This is a genomic window from Calidifontibacillus oryziterrae (assembly GCF_000331575.1).
Classification (GTDB): Bacteria; Bacillota; Bacilli; order Bacillales; family Bacillaceae_J; genus Calidifontibacillus_A; species Calidifontibacillus_A oryziterrae.
Map to the genome: position 1 here is coordinate 923,491 of NZ_KB223527.1, position 20,166 is coordinate 943,656.

At 34.9% G+C, this 20,166-nt stretch carries 14 protein-coding genes; 6 read left to right on the plus strand and 8 right to left on the minus strand.

Annotation, left to right across the window (positions count from 1 at the left end):
• Positions 1–5: 5 nt before the first annotated feature.
• From D612_RS0113265 to D612_RS0113280, 4 genes are all read right to left on the minus strand, one after another.
• A complete protein-coding gene (locus D612_RS0113265; RefSeq protein ID WP_017755969.1) occupies positions 6–1,265 on the minus strand; it encodes a hypothetical protein in 1,260 nt (419 codons plus the stop codon).
• Between the two features lie 187 nt (positions 1,266–1,452).
• Positions 1,453–2,715: a VanW family protein gene (locus D612_RS0113270; protein WP_017755970.1), complete on the minus strand. Its 1,263-nt coding sequence runs from the start codon at positions 2,713–2,715 to the stop codon at positions 1,453–1,455.
• Between the two features lie 13 nt (positions 2,716–2,728).
• Positions 2,729–3,580 carry a PRC-barrel domain-containing protein gene (locus tag D612_RS0113275; protein WP_017755971.1) on the minus strand — a complete coding sequence of 284 codons (852 nt, stop codon included), beginning with the start codon at positions 3,578–3,580 and terminating at the stop codon, positions 2,729–2,731.
• Positions 3,581–3,669: 89 nt separating this feature from the next.
• Positions 3,670–6,363 (minus strand): hypothetical protein, encoded by a 2,694-nt coding sequence (locus tag D612_RS0113280; RefSeq protein ID WP_017755972.1) that lies wholly within the window; start codon positions 6,361–6,363, stop codon positions 3,670–3,672.
• Between the two features lie 110 nt (positions 6,364–6,473).
• Between D612_RS0113280 and D612_RS18795 the strand changes: the two genes are divergently transcribed.
• The 3 genes from D612_RS18795 to D612_RS0113295 are packed head-to-tail and all read left to right on the plus strand — an operon-like array spanning position 6,474 to position 9,269.
• On the plus strand, positions 6,474–6,938 hold the full coding sequence (locus D612_RS18795; RefSeq protein WP_017755973.1) for a type II secretion system protein: 465 nt from the start codon (positions 6,474–6,476) through the stop codon (positions 6,936–6,938).
• Positions 6,922–7,563 (plus strand): PilW family protein, encoded by a 642-nt coding sequence (locus tag D612_RS18800; protein WP_017755974.1) that lies wholly within the window; start codon positions 6,922–6,924, stop codon positions 7,561–7,563. The genes D612_RS18795 and D612_RS18800 overlap by 17 nt, the downstream gene beginning before the upstream one ends.
• Before the next feature lie 14 nt (positions 7,564–7,577).
• On the plus strand, positions 7,578–9,269 hold the full coding sequence (locus tag D612_RS0113295; protein WP_017755975.1) for a type IV pilus modification PilV family protein: 1,692 nt from the start codon (positions 7,578–7,580) through the stop codon (positions 9,267–9,269).
• A 36-nt stretch (positions 9,270–9,305) separates the two neighbouring features.
• Here the strand turns inward: D612_RS0113295 and D612_RS0113300 are convergent, their stop codons facing one another.
• The gene (locus D612_RS0113300) at positions 9,306–11,678 is read right to left on the minus strand and encodes an Ig-like domain-containing protein (RefSeq protein ID WP_017755976.1); all 2,373 of its coding nucleotides are present in this window, start codon (positions 11,676–11,678) and stop codon (positions 9,306–9,308) included.
• A 236-nt stretch (positions 11,679–11,914) separates the two neighbouring features.
• On the opposite strand from D612_RS0113300, the gene D612_RS0113305 reads away from it, so the two are divergent.
• The 3 genes from D612_RS0113305 (at position 11,915) to D612_RS0113315 (ending at position 14,000) form a co-directional block, all read left to right on the plus strand.
• The gene (locus tag D612_RS0113305; RefSeq protein WP_017755977.1) at positions 11,915–12,349 is read left to right on the plus strand and encodes a type IV pilus modification PilV family protein; all 435 of its coding nucleotides are present in this window, start codon (positions 11,915–11,917) and stop codon (positions 12,347–12,349) included.
• A complete protein-coding gene (locus D612_RS0113310) occupies positions 12,349–12,810 on the plus strand; it encodes a PulJ/GspJ family protein (protein WP_017755978.1) in 462 nt (153 codons plus the stop codon). The genes D612_RS0113305 and D612_RS0113310 overlap by 1 nt, the downstream gene beginning before the upstream one ends.
• Positions 12,811–12,893: 83 nt before the next feature.
• Positions 12,894–14,000 (plus strand): hypothetical protein, encoded by a 1,107-nt coding sequence (locus D612_RS0113315; RefSeq protein ID WP_017755979.1) that lies wholly within the window; start codon positions 12,894–12,896, stop codon positions 13,998–14,000.
• Between the two features lie 70 nt (positions 14,001–14,070).
• Here D612_RS0113315 and D612_RS0113320 read toward each other — a convergent pair whose 3' ends face one another.
• From D612_RS0113320 to D612_RS0113330, 3 genes are all read right to left on the minus strand, one after another.
• Positions 14,071–15,807 (minus strand): sensor domain-containing diguanylate cyclase, encoded by a 1,737-nt coding sequence (locus D612_RS0113320; protein ID WP_017755980.1) that lies wholly within the window; start codon positions 15,805–15,807, stop codon positions 14,071–14,073.
• 108 nt (positions 15,808–15,915) lie between these two features.
• Positions 15,916–17,214, minus strand: coding sequence for a bifunctional folylpolyglutamate synthase/dihydrofolate synthase (locus D612_RS0113325; RefSeq protein WP_017755981.1), 1,299 nt, complete (start codon positions 17,212–17,214; stop codon positions 15,916–15,918).
• Positions 17,215–17,449: 235 nt separating this feature from the next.
• On the minus strand, positions 17,450–20,092 hold the full coding sequence (locus tag D612_RS0113330; RefSeq protein ID WP_017755982.1) for a valine--tRNA ligase: 2,643 nt from the start codon (positions 20,090–20,092) through the stop codon (positions 17,450–17,452).
• Positions 20,093–20,166: the final 74 nt, after the last annotated feature.

Sequence of the window (20,166 nt, forward strand, 5' to 3'; positions counted from 1 at the left end):
ATTTGTTATTTAAACAAATCATTTTCAAGCTCCTCGAATAGAAGTTTGCGTTTTTTAATAACATCTTTGTCATCAGCAGGGTCTAGTTCTTTATTTTCACGATGAAATAACGGGATGTCCTGATTATCATTTGCTTTTTCCACATTTTCAGCCTTTCGCTCTTCAAGTAGTGGATCACTTTCATTTTGTGTTTTTTCCTGATTGTTTGTTTTTTCATCATCAGCCTTATCAGGAACTTCAATCACAAAATCACCTAGATCTGAAAGCAAATGTTCCATTTTGGATGTGTTTACTTGAGGATCATTCTCGCTTTCATCCTCTTTAGCTTCAGATTCAGGCTCAGCTTCAGCGGCGTGATCTGAGTCAGGTTTAATTTCTATTTCATAAAGCATATCTTCTAGAGTTGCGCTGGAATCAACCTCTTCCTCAACCTTTGATTGTTCAGATTGAGCTGGCACATCATCATGATCACTAGCGATCGTTTCAACATCTATTTCATGAACTTTCTCGATTGAGTGGTTTATGATCGTATGAATTTCAGCTTCTTCATCATAATCATTTTCAATATCATTGTCTTCACCGATTTCAATCGATTCCTCAACATTGTGAACATCAATTTGTTGTTCAACAACAGTATTTTCTTCAGCATCTGTCCTATCCTTATCATCTATCGGCAAATCCCATTGTGTATGGTTACGTATAGCGAGATCGTTATTTTCAATTATTTCAGATTGAATTTCATGTGAAAACTCAGGCTCATTAATAGAATTGTCAGCTTCAATCAAAGTACTATTATTTTCTACAGTTGAACCTGCTTCATTAAAGCTAGTTTCGATTTGTGTTTCTTCGTTATCTTCAACGGGGGCATCGTTAGATTTTCTTTTTTGTTCTAATGAACGAATGTACTCATCTATTTTCCTTTGATCCATGTGTAAGTCAGCCTTACGAGTTGTTTCTTCAACGTTGGTAGTTCCATCTAATGGTTGTGACAAATTTCCCGGCTGCAATTCTTCTTGTAGTAATTCATCCTCATTAGAATCCTTATATTTAGTTAGGATTACAGCCACGCACAGCACTAATAGTAATGTTGCTGCTATAGCAATCTGTAAATTATATAACTGTGAGATAAATTGAAAAATAATTGCAAACACCATCGATAGTAGAACAATAATAATTTTTTTCTTTTTTTTCATTTTAATTGGCACGAATAAAAGCACGAATAGTGCAATCCCTGTGCCTATGATAGCGGAGATTAATTCTATCATAAACCCACCTCATTCCTGTTTATCACAGTGTCTATATAAAAAGCGAACCCTTGCAGTGGATTCGCCATTTTATTTTCTCTCATATTATAATATCAAAAAATAGGAAACTATTAACCAAATTAGTGATAGGTTTGTGAACATTCGTTGAAGATTTTCCTAAACACACTCACATCTTGGTTATTATATTTTATTCATTTTCATTCTGTTCATCGACTGCGGTATTCCCTGATACACTTTCAGCAATCTCTGCTAAAGCATCTAGTTCAGCTTTAAGATTGGCTATCGTTTCTGAATCAGGCTTAAGTGGCACTTGCAGGACAGCATGAACTGGTGGGTAGTAATCTTCAGATATAAACTCTGATTCAATAACCGCTCCACTTTCATTCAGCTTGTTTCGATAAACTTGAACAATTTTCCCTTCTTTTCCTTCATCGATTAGATTTGATGTATTCCGTTGTATAGCCGGACTCGGTTGAATAATTTGCTTTTGTGGTAGTGTTTGTTCATTTTTCAAAACTACCTCAAATTTATTTTCGTGGGCATATCCCTCAACTGTTACTTTTAGTGAAGAATCTGCCAGCTGTAAGCCAATAGCTACATCGGATATACTCATGTTTGTAAAAGCAAGGTCCATCGTACTTGGCTTAACCTTTGCGTCAAAACCTAATTTGCTATATGTTGGCAAAACAGAATGTATGTGTCTCTCTTCAACATTTAATCCTGCCTTTAGTACTGCTTCATATAGGCCTGTAGCAATCACATTTAAGCCTTGTAGTCGTTGCTCAGAAATGAGATCACTTTTGATAGTAGATAGAAGCGAATAAGATTCCATTGATTTAAGAGGAATAGGGTTTACCGAATTTACCCATTCTTCAATGATTGCTTCCATTTCCTGGTCAAAGCCAGTTATTACACTTTCTGACAAAATTTCGACTCCGCCTTGATTTATACTAAGCAAGAATTCACTCATATAAAATTCAAAGGACCCCTGCTTCAAATTCACGACATTGCCCTTTATAGTATCTGCTAGTTTCTCATAGTCAATAGACTTGGCGATTACTTCATTATAAGTTGTAACCTGTTCCTTCAGACTATCTATATTTACTGCAGCAAGTAAAGGCGAGGCTTGTCCATTGACAACAGCTTCCACACTACCTTTTATATCAAATTGAAGAAATGAAGGGTCTAATTGCACAACATCTTCCTGATATTTTAGTGTAAAGGAACTATTTGCCTTCCATTCATCAATCGCTTCTAGCACCTTGCTCATTGCCTCTTGGCTTTCTATACCTTGTAAAGAAACTGGCCCAACTTTAGTCCCCTCAGAGTATCCGGTGGATTCTTTAAAAACAGTTTCATAAGCAAATGCCCCAAGGGAAGAGGACCCGATTACAAAGGCAGTACATGCTATTAATAACAATAGTATTTTTAGATCGAGCCAACGACTCACTACGAATGCCCCCTTATTCACTATCTACATTCATAGATAGTTCCACGATTACACTTGGGCCTTCCTCCTGTGCCTTGACAATGTCTTCTTCTGTTAAAACAGTCCCGCTACTAATAATGATATTGCCGTTTTTATCGTAAATATCTTTTGTAACAGTTTTTCCTTTTAAAATATCGATCTGTTTAGATTTAATTGACTGTACTTCCGATGAAGAACTAGGTTGTGCTTCTGTTCTCATTTGGACTCCTTCAAACGGATCACTCTTTTGTGGAAGTACGGCATCAATAGAAGTAGCTGCCATATGTGATGACTCTTCAATTTCTGCATATCGTTCTGCTGTAGCATTTTTTTCACTTTTAACATCTTGGTTTAATTCTTCAATTGAATTAAGGAAGTATTTCTGTACATCCTCTTTAACAATAATAATATCTTTCCCAAAAGTTAATACAGCAGTTGATGGTAGTGCTACCTCATTACTAGGTAGCTTTAACATCGTACCTAATATTTGACCATTATCTTCATCAACGTAATACTCGGTAACTTCTCCGATTAATTCACCTTTACGTGTCATAACTTTCGTACCGTTGATTTTTATTTTCTTATTGACTAATTGATTCGCAATTGGGATCTCATTTAGGTCAATAATGGCACTCTCACTTTCAACTGTAACAGCGTATTCACCAATTCCAACAACTTTTTTGAAAGGTATTGCTTTTACACTAACTTGCCAATCATCGTGCTCAATTGTTAAAAAATCGATCGAACCTTTATCCGGATTAATAACTAATGACTTAACTGATCCAACCTGTTGCCCATCAGCGATACTGATAATCGGCAGTCCAAGAATCTGATTACTTTTTTTCATTCTTTTCACCACACCTGTTCCTTTATATTCACGAATCGTCACATCTTTTTATATTTTAACATGATTTGCCTGAAAGAAAATAAAAATTGTTATTTTATGTCTTGACAATATTTATCAAACAAATAAAGAATCTCTTCCATCAGTATTGGATATTGATCAAATCGATCAATTAAATCTGTTAATAATTTTGACAAACTTTCATATTTTTCTTCATAAATATAATGCTCTACAAGTAATTGAGCAAATGTATAGTAGTCTTGATCCGGCAATTCTGGGTGTAAATACTCCTTTATTAAATGCTCGTATTCATCAGGCGCTGTCATGCTGCGAGATAAATGGATCTCGGACACCATCGTATGAAACATTTGTTGCTGGATCTTTGATTTTCTTTGTTCTTTCAGTTGAGTTGTCTGCTCATCTACCTCTATATGTTGTTGTGATTCTAGATGTGGTTGTTGTTCAGATCCTTGATCTGTTCCGTTTTCTTGTTCGTGTTGTTCAATATTTAGTTCTTGGCCTTGAGCCTGCTCTTGGTCTTGTTCAACACTTTGTTCTAAATCTAGATCGTGGCGTTGATCTTCCTCAACACTTTGTTCTAAGTCTAGATCGTGGTGTTGATCATCCTCAACACTTTGTTGTAAGTCTAGTTCTTGAATTTGATCTTCGCTTTGTTCTGAGTCTTGTTCTTGATCTTGATTTTCGATTTGTTCGTAATCTTGTTCCTCGCCCTGATCTTCACTCTGCTCTATAATTTGCTCTTGATCTGTTTCCTCAACCTCTATTTCAAATTCTTGATTTGGTAATACTGCTTCTAGTAAATCTTCTTCTTGTTCAAGATCTACATCTTTTTGTTGTTGTATATCTTGAACAGAATCTTGCTCTGCGCAATTTTCTTGGTCAGCTTCTTCATTATGTTCTTCTTGTTGAACAAATTCTTCTAGAACATCGTCATTCTCGACTTCTACTAATTCTTCAAGTACTTGATCCTCTAGTTTAGTTGAATCTTGTTCTTCCTCTTCTGGTGAATCTTGTTCTTCCTCATTTGCTAATTCAGCATCAAGCAGGGGTTCTGCTTCTTCATGATCTTCTTCCATAAAGACAAGATTCTGATCAAGCTCCTGTTCATTTCCACCTTCTAAAACGTGCTCAGGCTCATTTGTTTCATTTATTACAATGTCATGTTCTTGTTCTTCATCTTGATCTAAATCTTCATCAGTGGCTTCGTCATATTTGCCTTCTAATGGTTCTTCTACATCTAGCTCTAATCCATCTGTTTCAACTAATGTTTGTTCATCCGTTTCTTCAAATTTCCGGATCGATTCATCATCTACATCTTGAATTAAATCTTCTTCATGAGCATCGTCATAGTCCTTTTCTAGCAGTTCCTCCAGCACTTGACCTTCTGCCTCTGTTGAACCTTGGTTTTCTACTACTTCAGTTGAATCAATATCATGATCATCAGGGGTAATTTCGCCCTGTGTTTCACTATCTGTTTCAGCTTCAATACTTTCGTCAACCATTTCAGATGGGTCGTTCACTTCCTCTAGTATTGATTCAACATTTTCATCGATATATACCACATCAGAGCTTTCATCATGATCATTTATTTCTATATCAGCTGATTCTAAATTGATTTCAGTAACAATTTCAGCATCGGTTACTTCTTCTACTATTACATCTATTTCTTCGTCTTCAAATGTATTAGCCATTGCTTCATCATCCACATTGTTCTCATCTTGTTGCTCTAAGGAATCATATTCTGTTTCTTCCACGTTTTCAGCTTCCACGTTTCCAGCATCCACGTTTTCAGCGTCTACAGTGTCTTCTATGAGGGCCTCTGTATCAAGCTCTGCATCCCCAATATTCCTAACCTCTTCTTCATCACTATTGCAGGTTCCATCTTCAATGTCTTCATCTTCTTCTACATTCTCAGGGAAGTCTTTTTCAAAAGTTTCCTCGATAGCTCCATTAGTGTTCATTTCCTCAAGGTCTATCGTGGTATTATCATTATGATCAACATATTCAAATTCTAAATCTTCTTCCTTATCATTTGCATCTAAAAGCGCTTGTTCCTCATCAGTTTCCTCGTCAGTTTTCTCGACGGTTTTAATAGAATCCAAGTCTTCACTACTTATAACATTTACAGGATGATCCTCTAAAAGCTGTTGTTCGACTTCTATATTAGTTTCGTTTGATACGATGTCCATATTTCTTTCAACACCGTCTTGTTCAGTGGGAATTTCATCCTGACTTACATCGCCATTATCCTCTTGCATACCATTTTGTAGCTCTTCAGCAGGTTGTGCCTCAAGGTCATCATCAAGTATTTCATTCTCGTTATCGGAAATTTCATCTGAATCAACACTGTTCTCAACCTGAACTGCTTCGTTTAGATTTTCATATTCAAACGTTTCTATTCCATCTCTTCCTGCATCTCTTCCTGCATCTCTACCTGTATGATCATCTAAGTCACGATCGACTAATAAATATGTATCATTTATACCCAACCGTTCACTTTCGCCTGAATGGTCCGAATAAATAAGCATTGTTCGAAGTTTTTTCTCTGTAAAATAAGTAACAATAAGAGCAAAGCCAAATAACATAATTAATGTTTGCCATAGCTCATAATTAAAATAATTATTAGCTACAAGGCCTAACAATGCTAATACAAAAGAAACAACAATAATTAAAAGCTTTCCCTTCGAATTAAAACCTAGCGGGATAATATATAGAATAGGTATTAATAGCAAAATCGTTAAAAAGGCAAATAAAAATAACTTCAAGTTCTCACCTTCTTTCCAAAATTGTAAAAAATTCGCTTAATAATGACACTTTTCGACTATAAGCTATTGTATAATAAAGTTGAGTATTTTAAAAGAAGGGTTAGGGTATTATGGGGAAATTTTTGCGAAATAAACGAGGGTTTACATTAGTAGAAGTACTTGCTGCTTTAACTATTTTATCTATAGTTGTAATTCCGATGTTTTCCTTTTTCGCTCAAGCTTATGATTATACTAACAGGAATAAAGCAACTACATTGAGCCTAAACGTGGCCCAAAACGCCTTAACTTATATGCAAAAACAACATTTTAAAGAGATTATTAATATTATTGATAGCTCCACCCTAACTTTTGAAAATGATGGCAAAGAATATCACGAATATAACAGTACTGATCCAAACTATCCAAGTATAGTTAGTCCTACTATTAACGGCGATACTTTTACCTTAAATATTGGTATTCGAAAAAATGATGATTATCCAGATTATTTAATTGATGTCATTATAATTGTGCAACCAATAAAGAATAATAAAGAACTTTACCTTAAAGGCGTGATAGCTAATGAGAAAATTCGTTAATCTTAATCAAAGAGGTATGACTCTTGTTGAGACATTAATAACACTACTTATATCAACACTAATATTAGGAAGCATATATTCTGTATTTACCATGGGAATAAAATATTATAATAAAATTGCTATTGAAGGTCAGTTAAGAGATGAGGCCGATTACATTATTGCTTCAATACTAAATGAAATATATCGACTCTCACCTGATGAAATAAATGATTGTGGAACACCTGATTTTTGTTTTTCTGCAGAAAATAATAAAATATTAAAAGGTAGTAAAGTTAAAGATTCTTTAGATTTATATAATGTAATAGAAGAAGATAATCCTAACCCCGGTAGTATTACTGTTAGAGTAGAATCCGATAACCTAATTCTACAAAAATCAATTGAAAATGATGACGGAACTATAGAAACTTCGGAATATGAGATTAATGGTAACAGAATTAGTGTTGAAGACTCAAAACTGTTTTTTGAATGTACTAACCCTGATTTTGATCCATCTACTAATAAAACAATATGTAAAGCTAATGCAACAATAAATATATCACTAACTTTAAAACATTTAGACTACCACGATCCAAGTAATCCTATTTATGTAGAGCCTATAACATATATTTCTTCAATTGGATTCTAATGGGGAGGATAACCATGTTAAATCAAAGAGGTGCAGCTTTACCACTAGTTCTAATGGCAATAATTATTTTCTCAATACTTGGTTTATCAATACTATCAGCTGCAGTTAATGGAGCAAAAAGAGCAAATATCCAAACTCAAAATTACCAAAATACCCAGGTAGCAATAGAGGAATTAGAAAAAGTAGTTGCAGAAATAATAACTGAGATTGAAGACAGGAATATTAAACCTGAAAATTCAGATTATCATAATCAAATAAGTAATTTAATTGATAGCATATCAGATGTATCTATTACAGATTTAACTATCGCAAATTTCGGTACTACTAGTACACCAAACAAAGCTTTCCTATTAAGTAAAACCATTGATGAGGATGGAAGAAAAAAAACAATTTCTCGAAATTTATATTTGTCATCTTATCCAAGCTTTCTAAATTATGTTGCAGGCACACACGGCGGTGTTATGACAATAAATGGAGCAGCTAGATTTAATGGTAATATTAATGCAAAGAATTTAATTGTTAGTAACATAGCAGAATTCAAACAAGGGTCTGGAGAGTCTTCAATAATATCAACTTATCCAGAAATTAATGGTGATATATTTGTAGAAGAGTCTATAAATGGAATTAATAAATTAAACCATCCTGATATATTTAACTACTTTGAAGACCCAGACCCTACTATTTATCCACCAAAAGAAGATTTTGTTGATGTAAATTTTATTGAGACATTTAAAAAGAAATTGAATCAGGCATTAAAATCCAATTATTTTTCAATAAGTGATGATATTACTAACGAAACCCTTATGAAAAATGTTATAAAAAATGTTGTCCAAGATAATTGTATCAATGCAATTAATAGCTATCAACCTCTTATAGATGATGACTCTATTTTTGATGGAGGCAATTGTATAAATAACTATTACATTATAGAAAATGATTTGAATCAATCATTATTCAATGATGCTACTTTGACACCCCCTGACTTATCTGGAAAAAAAGTAATACTATTTACTGATACCATATCCATTGAAGATGTTGATTCTGGGGAATTGAGATTTAACGATGTAGAACGAGGCGTATTTTCCCTTTCAGAAAATTTTAAAATTGATGAAGATGCATGGCTAATCGTCCATGGAGATCTCATAATTGAAAGTAATAATGATGTTGAAATTGACGGAAATATTCTTGTTACTGGTGATTTGATTATCCAAGGGAATGAGGGAGATGATAAAATATATTTTAACTCTATTATATATTGCCTTGGGACATCTACTATTAATAACACAAATATCTTAGGGCTAACTTTATATGAAGATAAAGATATGGATGGAATAAATGATGAATCGCAACTTGTCCTATTAACACGAAATAATTTGATGATTACCCGCATCAATGAGTTTGCAACAGTTGATGATATAACCGAGCCCCTTAGAGGATATTTTTATACAGACTCTTATGCAGAATTATATGGAGTTGGTTCACTTTTTCATATTAAGGGTGGATTATTTGCTAGTAACGGCCTTGAGATTAATGCTGTTAGAGGAAATGTATCAAATAGCGGGAATATTTTAAATTTCACATCACCAGCAATGGGCAAGCCAAGATTTATCGTAGATTATGATGATAGTGTCATATTAAATCATCTAGATGTACTCCCTGTCGTTGATAGAATAAGAGTTATTTTAGATGACTATATATTTGAATGAAAATAGAGCCTAGCTCCAGCTAGGCTCCTCTTTATTTTACCATTTTAAATCAAGGGACGGAGTTTCAGTATCTCCTTTTGATTGTACATATATTCTAACAGTGGAAGTTGATCCGCTGACGACAGATTTAACTGTAATATCAGAATATCCTATTGCTTTTGCTGTAATCACTCCGTCATCATTAATAGAGATAACGTTTATATTACTAGAATTCCAACTAACAGGTGTCTCCGTTGGTTTCCTTATTAAATACGGTTCTAAACCAACTGTAGTACCTAGAGTAATATATTTTGGTGCTCCTTGCAATTTAACATATGGTAAAACTTCGATTTCTATTGTATCTGACTTATCGCTATCTAATGATAAAACGGTAATAGTTGTTATACCTGTAGAAATGCCTGTTACGTTTCCACTAGTATCAATATTTGCTACTGATTTATTAGAACTATCCCAAGCAACATTTTTATTTGGATAATCTTCAGGATCAAAAACGATTTTATCTCCTAACGATAGTTTTTCTCCAACCATTATCTTCTTATTAATTCCATCGATAAATTTAAGTCCAAATAATAAACCAGTACATTTAACTTTAAATGTTACTGCATCACCTGTTGCAAACCCACCTGTGGCAGTTACTGTGATCCTATGTTCATTACCATCGACCAAATTAATTATTGTACTCTCATCTAATGGGACTTCTTCTCCACCGTCAATAGAATAACGATAGGATACTTTATCCGTAGGCAGTATTTTCTTTTCTGGATCAATGTACAATTTTATATTACTATCTTTAAATTCATATGGCTCTGTTTGAGTTGGATCGATATTTATTGGTTTATCTGTTTCCAGTACAACCTTCGGGCTCAGATAAATTAATTTTTCTTTGTTATTCATATCTTTAACTCTAATAACTTCCGCATCACTATTTTCAAATTTCATCTCCGAAATAGGGTCACTTAAAACATTTTCAGTAACAGTATTACTATCCTCTATATCAAATTTAGATATATTACCAAGGTGATCACCCATATAATCTATGTTTCTATTAGAATCAGTAAGTTTGACAATCATTTTAATATTTTCCGATGGAGCTGCAATTTCTTTATCGTCTTCAAAATCTCCACGGCGATCCTCTATCTTATAATGCATAAATGCGTTCTTAAGTGGTTCATCAATTGCATGATCAACTTGTAATTGTAGTTGAACTGTTTGAGTCTGCGGCGTAAAGTTTGACGCATTATTACTCATATCTCCTTTTGCCATTCTACCACATTTGTTTGTGAACGGAGCTTTAGAACCTGTATAATAGGCTGTTCCAAAGACACAAATTGATGTTTTTTCCTTTAATTCTACTTGATTATTAAATTGCGCATTTCCGTATACAGTAATTTTACTATACCCTTTTTCAAGCGAAATATTGCCCTCGAATTTTGCATTTCCTAATATTGATATTCTACTATTCTTTTCTTCTATTTTCGTTTCTCCATTAAATAATGCATCCCCTAAAACATGAATACTACTTCCTTCATCCTTAATTAAAGTGTTTCCATTAAATTCCGCATCTCCAGTAATAGAAATAGTATTAAAACGATTTTGTAAGTTCGTTTCGCCATTAAAAATAGAATCTCCGGTGACTGTGATGGCACTTCTTTTTTCTTGGATATACGTATTTCCATTGAACTTAGCGTCACCTGTTATCGTAATATAGCTATCATCCCCCTGTAACCTTGTCTCACCGTTAAATAGACTATTACCAAGAACTGAAACATTGCTATTTTCTTTATAAGAGATTATATTCCCATCAAATTTAGTTGGTCCAAAAACGTGAAGAAAGCTATATTTTTCTGTTAGTTTTGTTTCACCACTAAATAATGTTCCCTTTAGTATAGTTTTAGATCCACCATTTAGTATAAAGTTAGTTTCCTTATTAGGAAATGTCTGCGGTATGTTCGGCTCTTTCGGTGACTTTAATTTTGTTATTTTTTTAACAGGAGAATAGTCTATATTTGATAAAGGAATATATACAGTCTTTCCATCTGTTGATTCCTCTTCTTTTACAACCACCTCAGGATTTAATATTGTTACACCTTTAGGTAGTTTTTGAGTAATATAAATATCAGACATTGTCTTATTTTCGTCATATTTCTTTAACAATTCTGGGGTTACAGTATACAGGACATTAAATTTACTACTATCACTATTAACTAGATTTCCGCTTTGGTCATATTCCTTCACTAATTCACTCACACTAGATAGTGAGCTTGAAGGTAATACCTCATAACTAATATTGGCATTGACTTTCAGGTATTTTTCAACCTCTTCCTTTACTTGTTTATCCCTACATCCTGTTAAAATAAGCAATAATCCAACAATTACAAGGATAACCTTAGGGAACAGCCGACTCACCATAATTATTCCCCCTTAAACTTCATAATATTTTTAATAATTTTTCTAAAATTTCCTTATTTATCATTATATAGTATTTTGTCAAGCAAAAACACATCATTTGGACTAGTAATCATTAACTTTTTGTTACAAATTACCTATTATTTTATCCTTTTTTTACCATCCCGCATTACTTCATAAACAAGTTTACTTCCGTTAAAATAGAACTATATTGAAATAGCTTCTAGAAAGGTGATGCGATGAGTTCGTATCCGAAACATCAAAGAAATAAACAAGTAGGTTTTACTTTAATCGAAGTCCTTGCTGCTCTTGTTATCCTATCGATTATTTTGTTATCCTTCTTCAGCTTCTTCAGTCAATCAGCATTATTTACACAGAAGCATCGTGAGAACTTAATAGCGATTAATCTAGCGCAGGACACCATTGTTGCTATTAAAAAGAATGCAGAGCATTTTCAAAAGTCGAAGACCTACATAGGCAGCTTTCCTGAGCCAGAAAAAAGTATTGTAAATGTTAATTCTTCAGGTATATTCGAGCAACGGCCTACCTTTAAACTGGAGCTTACCATTACAAAGGAAGCATCCTATAACTTATATAAGCTTCATATTCAAATCTTTGATCTAAAAGGGAATCAAAAAGCTGAAACGTACCACTACTTGAGGGGCTCATCCTAATGACGAGGCAACGCAGAAGATTGTTAATTAACAAGAGAGGTCTTACATTAATTGAAATATTAGCAGCATTGACAATCAGTACGTTTGTAATTGGGTTAGCTTTTTCGGTTTTACTGTCTTCCATTCATTCCTACAAAAAAACCGAAGGAAAACAACTCCTTCAACAAGAAGCCAATTTGATTTTGACCCAACTAAGAACGATTCATCGCACACAGTCATCATATGTCATTACATATGACTCCACCGCAAATCTGTATAAAGTGACATTATCGGATGGCGCGACTCAAAGTCTGGGAAGCCCTAAATATAAGCTTGAAATAATTCTTGATGACATCCTGATAACAGATACAGTTGAACAGCAAATTGATGCAACACGAAAGGAATACCATATCCTTTTAAATATTAGTGATCCTGCAACAAACAATTTATTTTCTATCGAAACTGGACTAACGAGATTATAGGTGGTGTTTACTGTGTGCTATGAAAGTGAATATATCTTCAACGCAAGGAATCTGTGCATTCATTAATAGGGTAGGTGGTTTGTATGAAGCTTCAACTTCCAAAAAAAGGCTACCTTTTGAACAATAAAGGCGCTGCGTTAGTAACAGCTTTACTAATTATTACATTACTGTTTATTTTTTCATCCGTTCTTATTTTTACTATTTTTAATAATGTCCAGCAGACACAAATAACAGAAGCCCAAATTCAAGCAACAAACATGTCTGAAATGGCAGTCATGTATTTTGAAGAGTATGTAGCAGCACAGGTTAAAACATCAGAAAATAATGTGGAGGCATTTTTCAATAGTAATCCGGAAACTACTGGTGATGAGCTAACACAATTGTTTTGTAACCAGTTTTACCTCTCCCCTATTCATAACATCCCCGTTTCTGTAAACAAGGACTATAAAGCAATGATCACTTCTGTTTCAATAGACAGAAGCGATTGTAATAAGATTTATGTAGAGTTTACAAGTGCGGGTGTTTATAAAGGAAAAACCGAGAACATAAATGGCAGTTTTTTCATCAATAATCATTCAATTTTCCCAGAGCGAACAAATACAAATGTTATGTTTCCGGACATCCCTACCTATTACTCCTCTAAATGTAATTCGTTGGAAAATTGCGATGGACTAAGTAGTGCAAAATTATCCGGAACAATTGTAGCTGCTAAAAAGGATACCAATACGATTAATGGTTTATATATTGAAGGAGCTTTAAATATGTCAAAAAACCATTCAAATTTAATCATTAAGAGCGGTGACTTATTTGTTAATGGACCAACGTCAATCGGTAATCAATCCATTATCCAAGTTCAAAACGGGAATGGGTATTTTAGAACTATTACAGGGGCAACGAATGCAGAAATTCATATTTCTGGAGACGCTTATATATATGGTGATATAACGAACTTCAAAGCTAGCAGTGGCAATCAATTATTACTTAAGGTTAGTGGCACAGTATATGTTCCGGATAATAGTGATCTGCCAACTAATTACCATAATTACTGTAGTGCTGATAAATCAAGAGGGATATGCGCATCCAACTACTCTGTATTAAGTCAGTCACCTTTAAATGTGGGAGCAGGAGAAGATGAAATCATTCTAAAGTGGGCTATTGATCGTCCATCAATATCGATTGAATATGAATAAAGGCGCTGGCTCGTGATTAACACTAACCAACACCTTAAATGAAAATTGGACAACGCCACCCCTATACAAACTATACCTTTAATGCCCCATAGACAGATACCTTATTCCTTCCCATTTGCTTTGCACCAGTGTACATCGCCCGATCTGCATTACGCAATAAAGAAAATGGTTCATCACAGTCTTCTGGGGCAGTTGCTACTCCAAGCGAAGCCGTTACGGAGATTTTTAATTTATTTAATCCTTCAGAAATTGACTGATCAATCGTAAAAGGATTATTCGAAATTTCCTTCCGTATCATTTCAGCTAAATTATACGCTTCATCTTTATTGTAGCCAGGCAGTAAAAGTACAAATTCCTCTCCACCAAATCTTGCTACAATCCCTTTAGACCTTATGATTTCTTTTAATCTTTCAGCTAACTCACATAGTATTTCATTCCCAGCTTGATGACCGTATGTATCATTAATAGATTTAAAATGATCAAGGTCTAAAATAACTAAAGAAATATGATTCAAATTTTGATGAAGCTGATTAAAGGTTTCTACTAATATCTTTTCAAAATATCGATAGTTGTATAGTTTCGTTAAAGGACACCTTTCACTTTCCCGCTTTTTTTGCTCATAAAGCTTTGAGTTTTCTACAGCTACTGCTAAATGTGATGCCAAAATATCAATAATACTCAATTGATATTTATCAAAGGCATTTTTCTTTCGCGACCCAAGCACGATAACACCTGTAATGAGCCTATTTCTCTTTATTGGAACAACTAGCAAACTTTCAACGTCTATCGTAAAGTACTTTTTCTGTAAATGATGCCATTGTGAAGCTGTTTTATATAATTCACTTTGCCCTAATATCCAAGCTCGATAAAAAATTCCTTCACCTCTATTTATTGGCATGTCTTTAATTGGTTGTTCCTGCCCATTTTCAATATGCCGCAAAAGAGACAAAGAATTACCACGGACACCAAAAATATAGATAAAATCAACGGGAAGCATGATATATAAATTATCAATAAACAATTTTAAAACCTCAGACTTTTTCAATCGAGCTGTTAATTGTTGACCAAGCTCACTCGTTTGTTTAAGATGATAATTCATTTTTTGACTTGTGTAGTATAGCTTTAAAATAAAAGAAACACTCAAAAATGGGATACCGATTAGGAAAATCCCAATGGTTCCGATTGTACCGTAGATTATGTATAAAACAAGACCAAGCGGGAATACAAGTAAGGCTGTTAAGACTTCCCACCAAAACCCCCTACCAAAGAAGGTGACATTTCCCTTTTTCAGAAAAAGCCTACGCACTAAATACAACATAATGTGGTTACATAAAAAAATTACAAAAGCATATATAGCTACTTCAAAATGGGTAGGTAAGTAAGTTAATAACACCACTCCATTAAATCCGCCTAGAACGGTATAAACATAGCCACCAAGCACGGATGAAATTAAAAATAGCAATAAATTTAATGGTATTTTGTATATGCTTTTTCTATCAATTCCTAAGCGAATGAGTAATGCTAAGACTGCGATTTGTGTTAATACAACTTCTATAAATAAACCAAAACGTAAAAAAACCGCCATAGAAATCCCTTGTATAAATAGGAGCGGTGTTTCATTAATAATAATTGGGAAAAGGGCAACCGCAATCATCAATATGAGAAAAGTTAATATATCTAAGCCATAATGACTTACATAAAAGTGAACCTTTTCTATTTGCATATTATGTAACACCACAAGTGCCATTGGCCAACAGACTATCCAAATTAGCCATAAAAACGCTTGTTTCATTTTTGATGGTTGCATTATCTTCCCCCTTCCCGTCTTATTTCTTAATTTTCTGAACATTCATTATTCCATTTTAACAAAAAATGTAAATGAATGTTATCGTTTTTAAATAATTTTAACTTTATTTTAAATATTTTTTATTACTTGCCTTACTTTTGATATAAAATAAAGCGAGCCTGTTATAATTAAAACCTCATTTTCCTTCATAATTTTTATTTCGTTTTCTATTGCGATTTGCCAATTTGCTTCCATATGCTTCATAGCTGAAGTAGAGAGTTTGTACAAATCAGCAGCGAATGCACAGCGCGGATATTCAAATTGTGTAAATGTAATCGTATCCGCTATTTGATCTAACTTTGCTACCATTTGTTGTAAGGCTTTATCCTTCATCGCACAAAATATAATTTTTACTTTTTTATTAGAATAGTAGCGTTGAATGGTTTCACATAAAGCATCAATGCCTTCAGGATTATGAGCTCCATCTACATATATGAGAGGGTTCTGGCTCATTTTTTCGAATCGCCCGATCCAGAAGGTATTTTTTAAACCGGATTTTATATGATCCTCTTCAATATGATAAAAATAATATTGTTTTAAATATTGTATGGCCATTAATGCAACGGTAGAATTCTTTATTTGATGTTTACCCTTCATTGAAATCTCTAAACCTGAAATCGAATTGTAAGCTGATGTAAATGAAAATTTCTCAGTTTCATGTTCTTGGTTCACATCAAAATAATTAAAATCCTTGCCGAGCTGGTAAAGCTTAGACCGCTTTTGTCTACATGTCTCTTTGATGACATCAAGTGCAGCCTTTTGTTCAACTGCTGTGATTACTGAGATGCCAGATTTTATAATTCCGGCTTTTTCTGTTGCAATATCTTCAATGGTGTCCCCAAGAACATCCATATGATCATGCCCTATGTTTGTAATGATTGTAAGTAGTGGATGAACAACATTTGTTGAATCTAATCGTCCCCCTAAACCCGTCTCCATGATGGTAATATCCGAGACTGCTACTTTAGCAAAATATTCGATCGCAATAACCGTTAACACTTCAAATTCTGTTGGTGCACCATATGGAGTTCCTTCCACCTTTTCGACGATTGGCTTCACCGTATTAACAATTGCAACAAAGTCATCATCGGAAATTGGTACGCCATTTATACTTATTCTTTCGTTAAAAGCTTCAATAAATGGAGATGTAAACGTACCAACTGTATACCCGGCTGCTTGTAAAATATGTCTCATAAAGCTAACAGTTGAACCTTTTCCGTTCGTACCAGCTACATGAACGACCTTTAGTCTTCTTTCCGGGTGTTCTAACTGTTCAAGCATATAATTCATTCGTTCTAGCCCAGGTTTAATGCCAAATTTAAGTCGACCATTTAACCACTGTAATGCCTTTGTAAACTCAGTATCCATTATAGAGCCTCCTTCTGGTGCGGATTCCTCAGTTTTGTCCTTCATCCTGCTTATGAAGGACATTTCTGGCGCCGCTTCACTCAGTTTTGTCCTTCATCCTGCTTATACTATAATTTCTAGTCGATTTCTCGACCATTAGTGACCATTAGAGAACATTCATTATTAACCATAAAGAAAAATCCCAAACCACCTACGCCAAATAACTTAGATGGTCTGGGTATTTTTTATATTCCCTTTAATTCTTCAATTCTTTAATTCTCGCCTCGACTGTTGCCCGCTTTTCTAGGTAATCCTGCTCTTTTTTCCGCTCCTCCTCGACAACATTGGCTGGTGCTTTAGAAATAAATTTCTCATTCGCTAATTTCTTTTGAACTCGATCTACTTCAGCATTTAATTTTTCTAGTTCTTTCTCTAACCGAGCAATCTCTTCTTCCATGTTAATTAAACCTTCTAATGGTAACGATAATTCAGCACCTGTTACAACTGCCGTCATTGCTTTTTCATCAGTGGAAATCTCAAGAGCAATAGTTAATTCGCTAGGATTACAGAAACGTTCTAAATAATGGCGGTTCTTTTCCAAGTTCACTAAAACATCTTGATTCTTCGCTTTAATATTCAATTTGATTTGCTTACTCATAGGTGTATTCACTTCAGCACGTATATTACGAACCGCACGGATTATATCAACTAATAATTTCATTTCTTCCGCAGCAGCCTCGTCTGTTACCTCACTACGAACCTCTGGCCACTTTGCGACAGTAATGGATTCACCTTGATGCGGCAACGCCTGCCAAATTTCCTCTGTAATAAATGGCATGAATGGGTGTAACAGTCTCATTGTATTATCCAGCACATAGGCAAGAACTGAACGTGTTGTTTTCTTTGCATCTTCATCCTCGCCATATAAAGGTAGCTTCGCCATTTCAATGTACCAGTCACAAACATCGTCCCAAATGAAGTTATAAAGGACACGGCCGACTTCACCAAACTCATACTTATCAGCCATCTTTGTAACACTTTCAATCGTTTCATTTAATCGTGTTAAAATCCATTTATCAGCTACTGATTTTTCACCGGAAAAATCTAGCTCCTCATACGTAATCCCGTTCATATTCATAAGGGCAAACCTTGATGCATTCCAAATTTTATTGGCAAAGTTCCATGTAGATTCAACCTTTTCCCAAACGAAACGTAAATCCTGCCCTGGTGAGCTTCCAGTTGATAAGAAGTATCGCAACGAGTCGGCCCCATACTTCTCAATTACATCCATTGGATCAACACCGTTACCGAGTGATTTACTCATTTTTCGTCCTTCTGCATCACGTACAAGTCCGTGAATTAATACATCATTAAATGGACGCTTATCTGTAAATTCTAGACCTTGGAAAATCATCCGCGATACCCAGAAGAAAATGATATCATAACCAGTTACTAAGCAATCTGTCGGATAAAAGCGTTTATAATCATTTGCATTTTCATCCGGCCAACCTAACGTAGAGAATGGCCATAGCGCTGAACTAAACCATGTATCTAAAACATCCTCATCCTGTTTCCAGTTTTCCAAATCCGCTGGAGCTTCATGGCCAACATATACCTCGCCCGTTTCTTTATGATACCAAGCTGGAATACGGTGACCCCACCATAATTGCCGTGATATACACCAATCACGGATGTTTTCTAACCAATGAAGATATGTTTTCTCGAAACGATCCGGGACAAAGTTTACCTTTCCGTCCCCTTTTTGAAGCTCAATTGCCCGATCAGCTAAAGGCTGCATTTTTACAAACCATTGCGTTGACAAATAAGGTTCAACAACGGCCCCGCTCCGCTCAGAATGCCCAACTGAATGAAGATGATCTTCAATTTTAAATAACACGCCCTGTTCTTCTAGGTCTTTCACAATTTGTTTACGGCACTCGAAGCGATCCATACCTTCATATTTACCAGCAAGCTTATTCATCGTGCCATCTTCATTCATGACAAGTACACGCTCTAAGCCATGACGATTTCCAAGTTCAAAATCGTTCGGGTCATGCGCTGGCGTAATCTTTACAGCACCGGAACCAAATTCCATATCAACATAGTCATCGGCTACGATTGGAATTTCACGGCCAACGATTGGTAGCTTTACCATTTTCCCAATAAGGTGCTTGTAGCGCTCATCATCTGGATGTACGGCTACCGCGGTATCACCAAGCATTGTTTCTGGTCGCGTTGTTGCAATTTCAATCGAGCCTGTCCCATCAGTTAGCGGATAACGCATATGATAAAATGCACCTTGCACATCCTTATAAATAACTTCGATGTCTGATAACGCTGTTTTCGTTTGCGGATCCCAGTTAATAATATATTCCCCACGATAGATTAGCCCTTTTTCGTAAAGCTTTACAAAGACTTCGCGAACTGCTTTTGATAAGCCCTCGTCCAACGTAAAGCGCTCCCGGCTATAATCAAGACCGAGTCCAAGCTTCGCCCATTGCTTACGGATAAAATCTGCATATTCCTGCTTCCATTCCCACGCCTTTTCCAGAAATTTCTCACGGCCTAAGTCGTATCGTGATTTTCCCTCTTCACGTAGCTTTTCTTCAACCTTTGCTTGTGTTGCAATTCCGGCATGATCCATACCTGGTAGCCATAATACATCGTAGCCTTGCATACGTTTCATTCTCGTTAAAATATCTTGAAGAGTTGTATCCCAAGCATGTCCTAAATGCAGCTTTCCGGTAACATTTGGGGGTGGAATTACAATTGTATAAGGTTTTTTATCCGGATTATTTTCAGCCTCAAAAAATTTTCCTTGTAACCACCATTCATAGCGGTTTTGCTCCACCGACTGCGGATCATATTTTGTTGATAAATTAATTTCCTGATTACTCATTCAAAAATCCTCCTCAAATTTGGTGAAAACGAAAAAACTTCTTAAGCCCTGTAAAAGGACGAAAGAAGTTATGG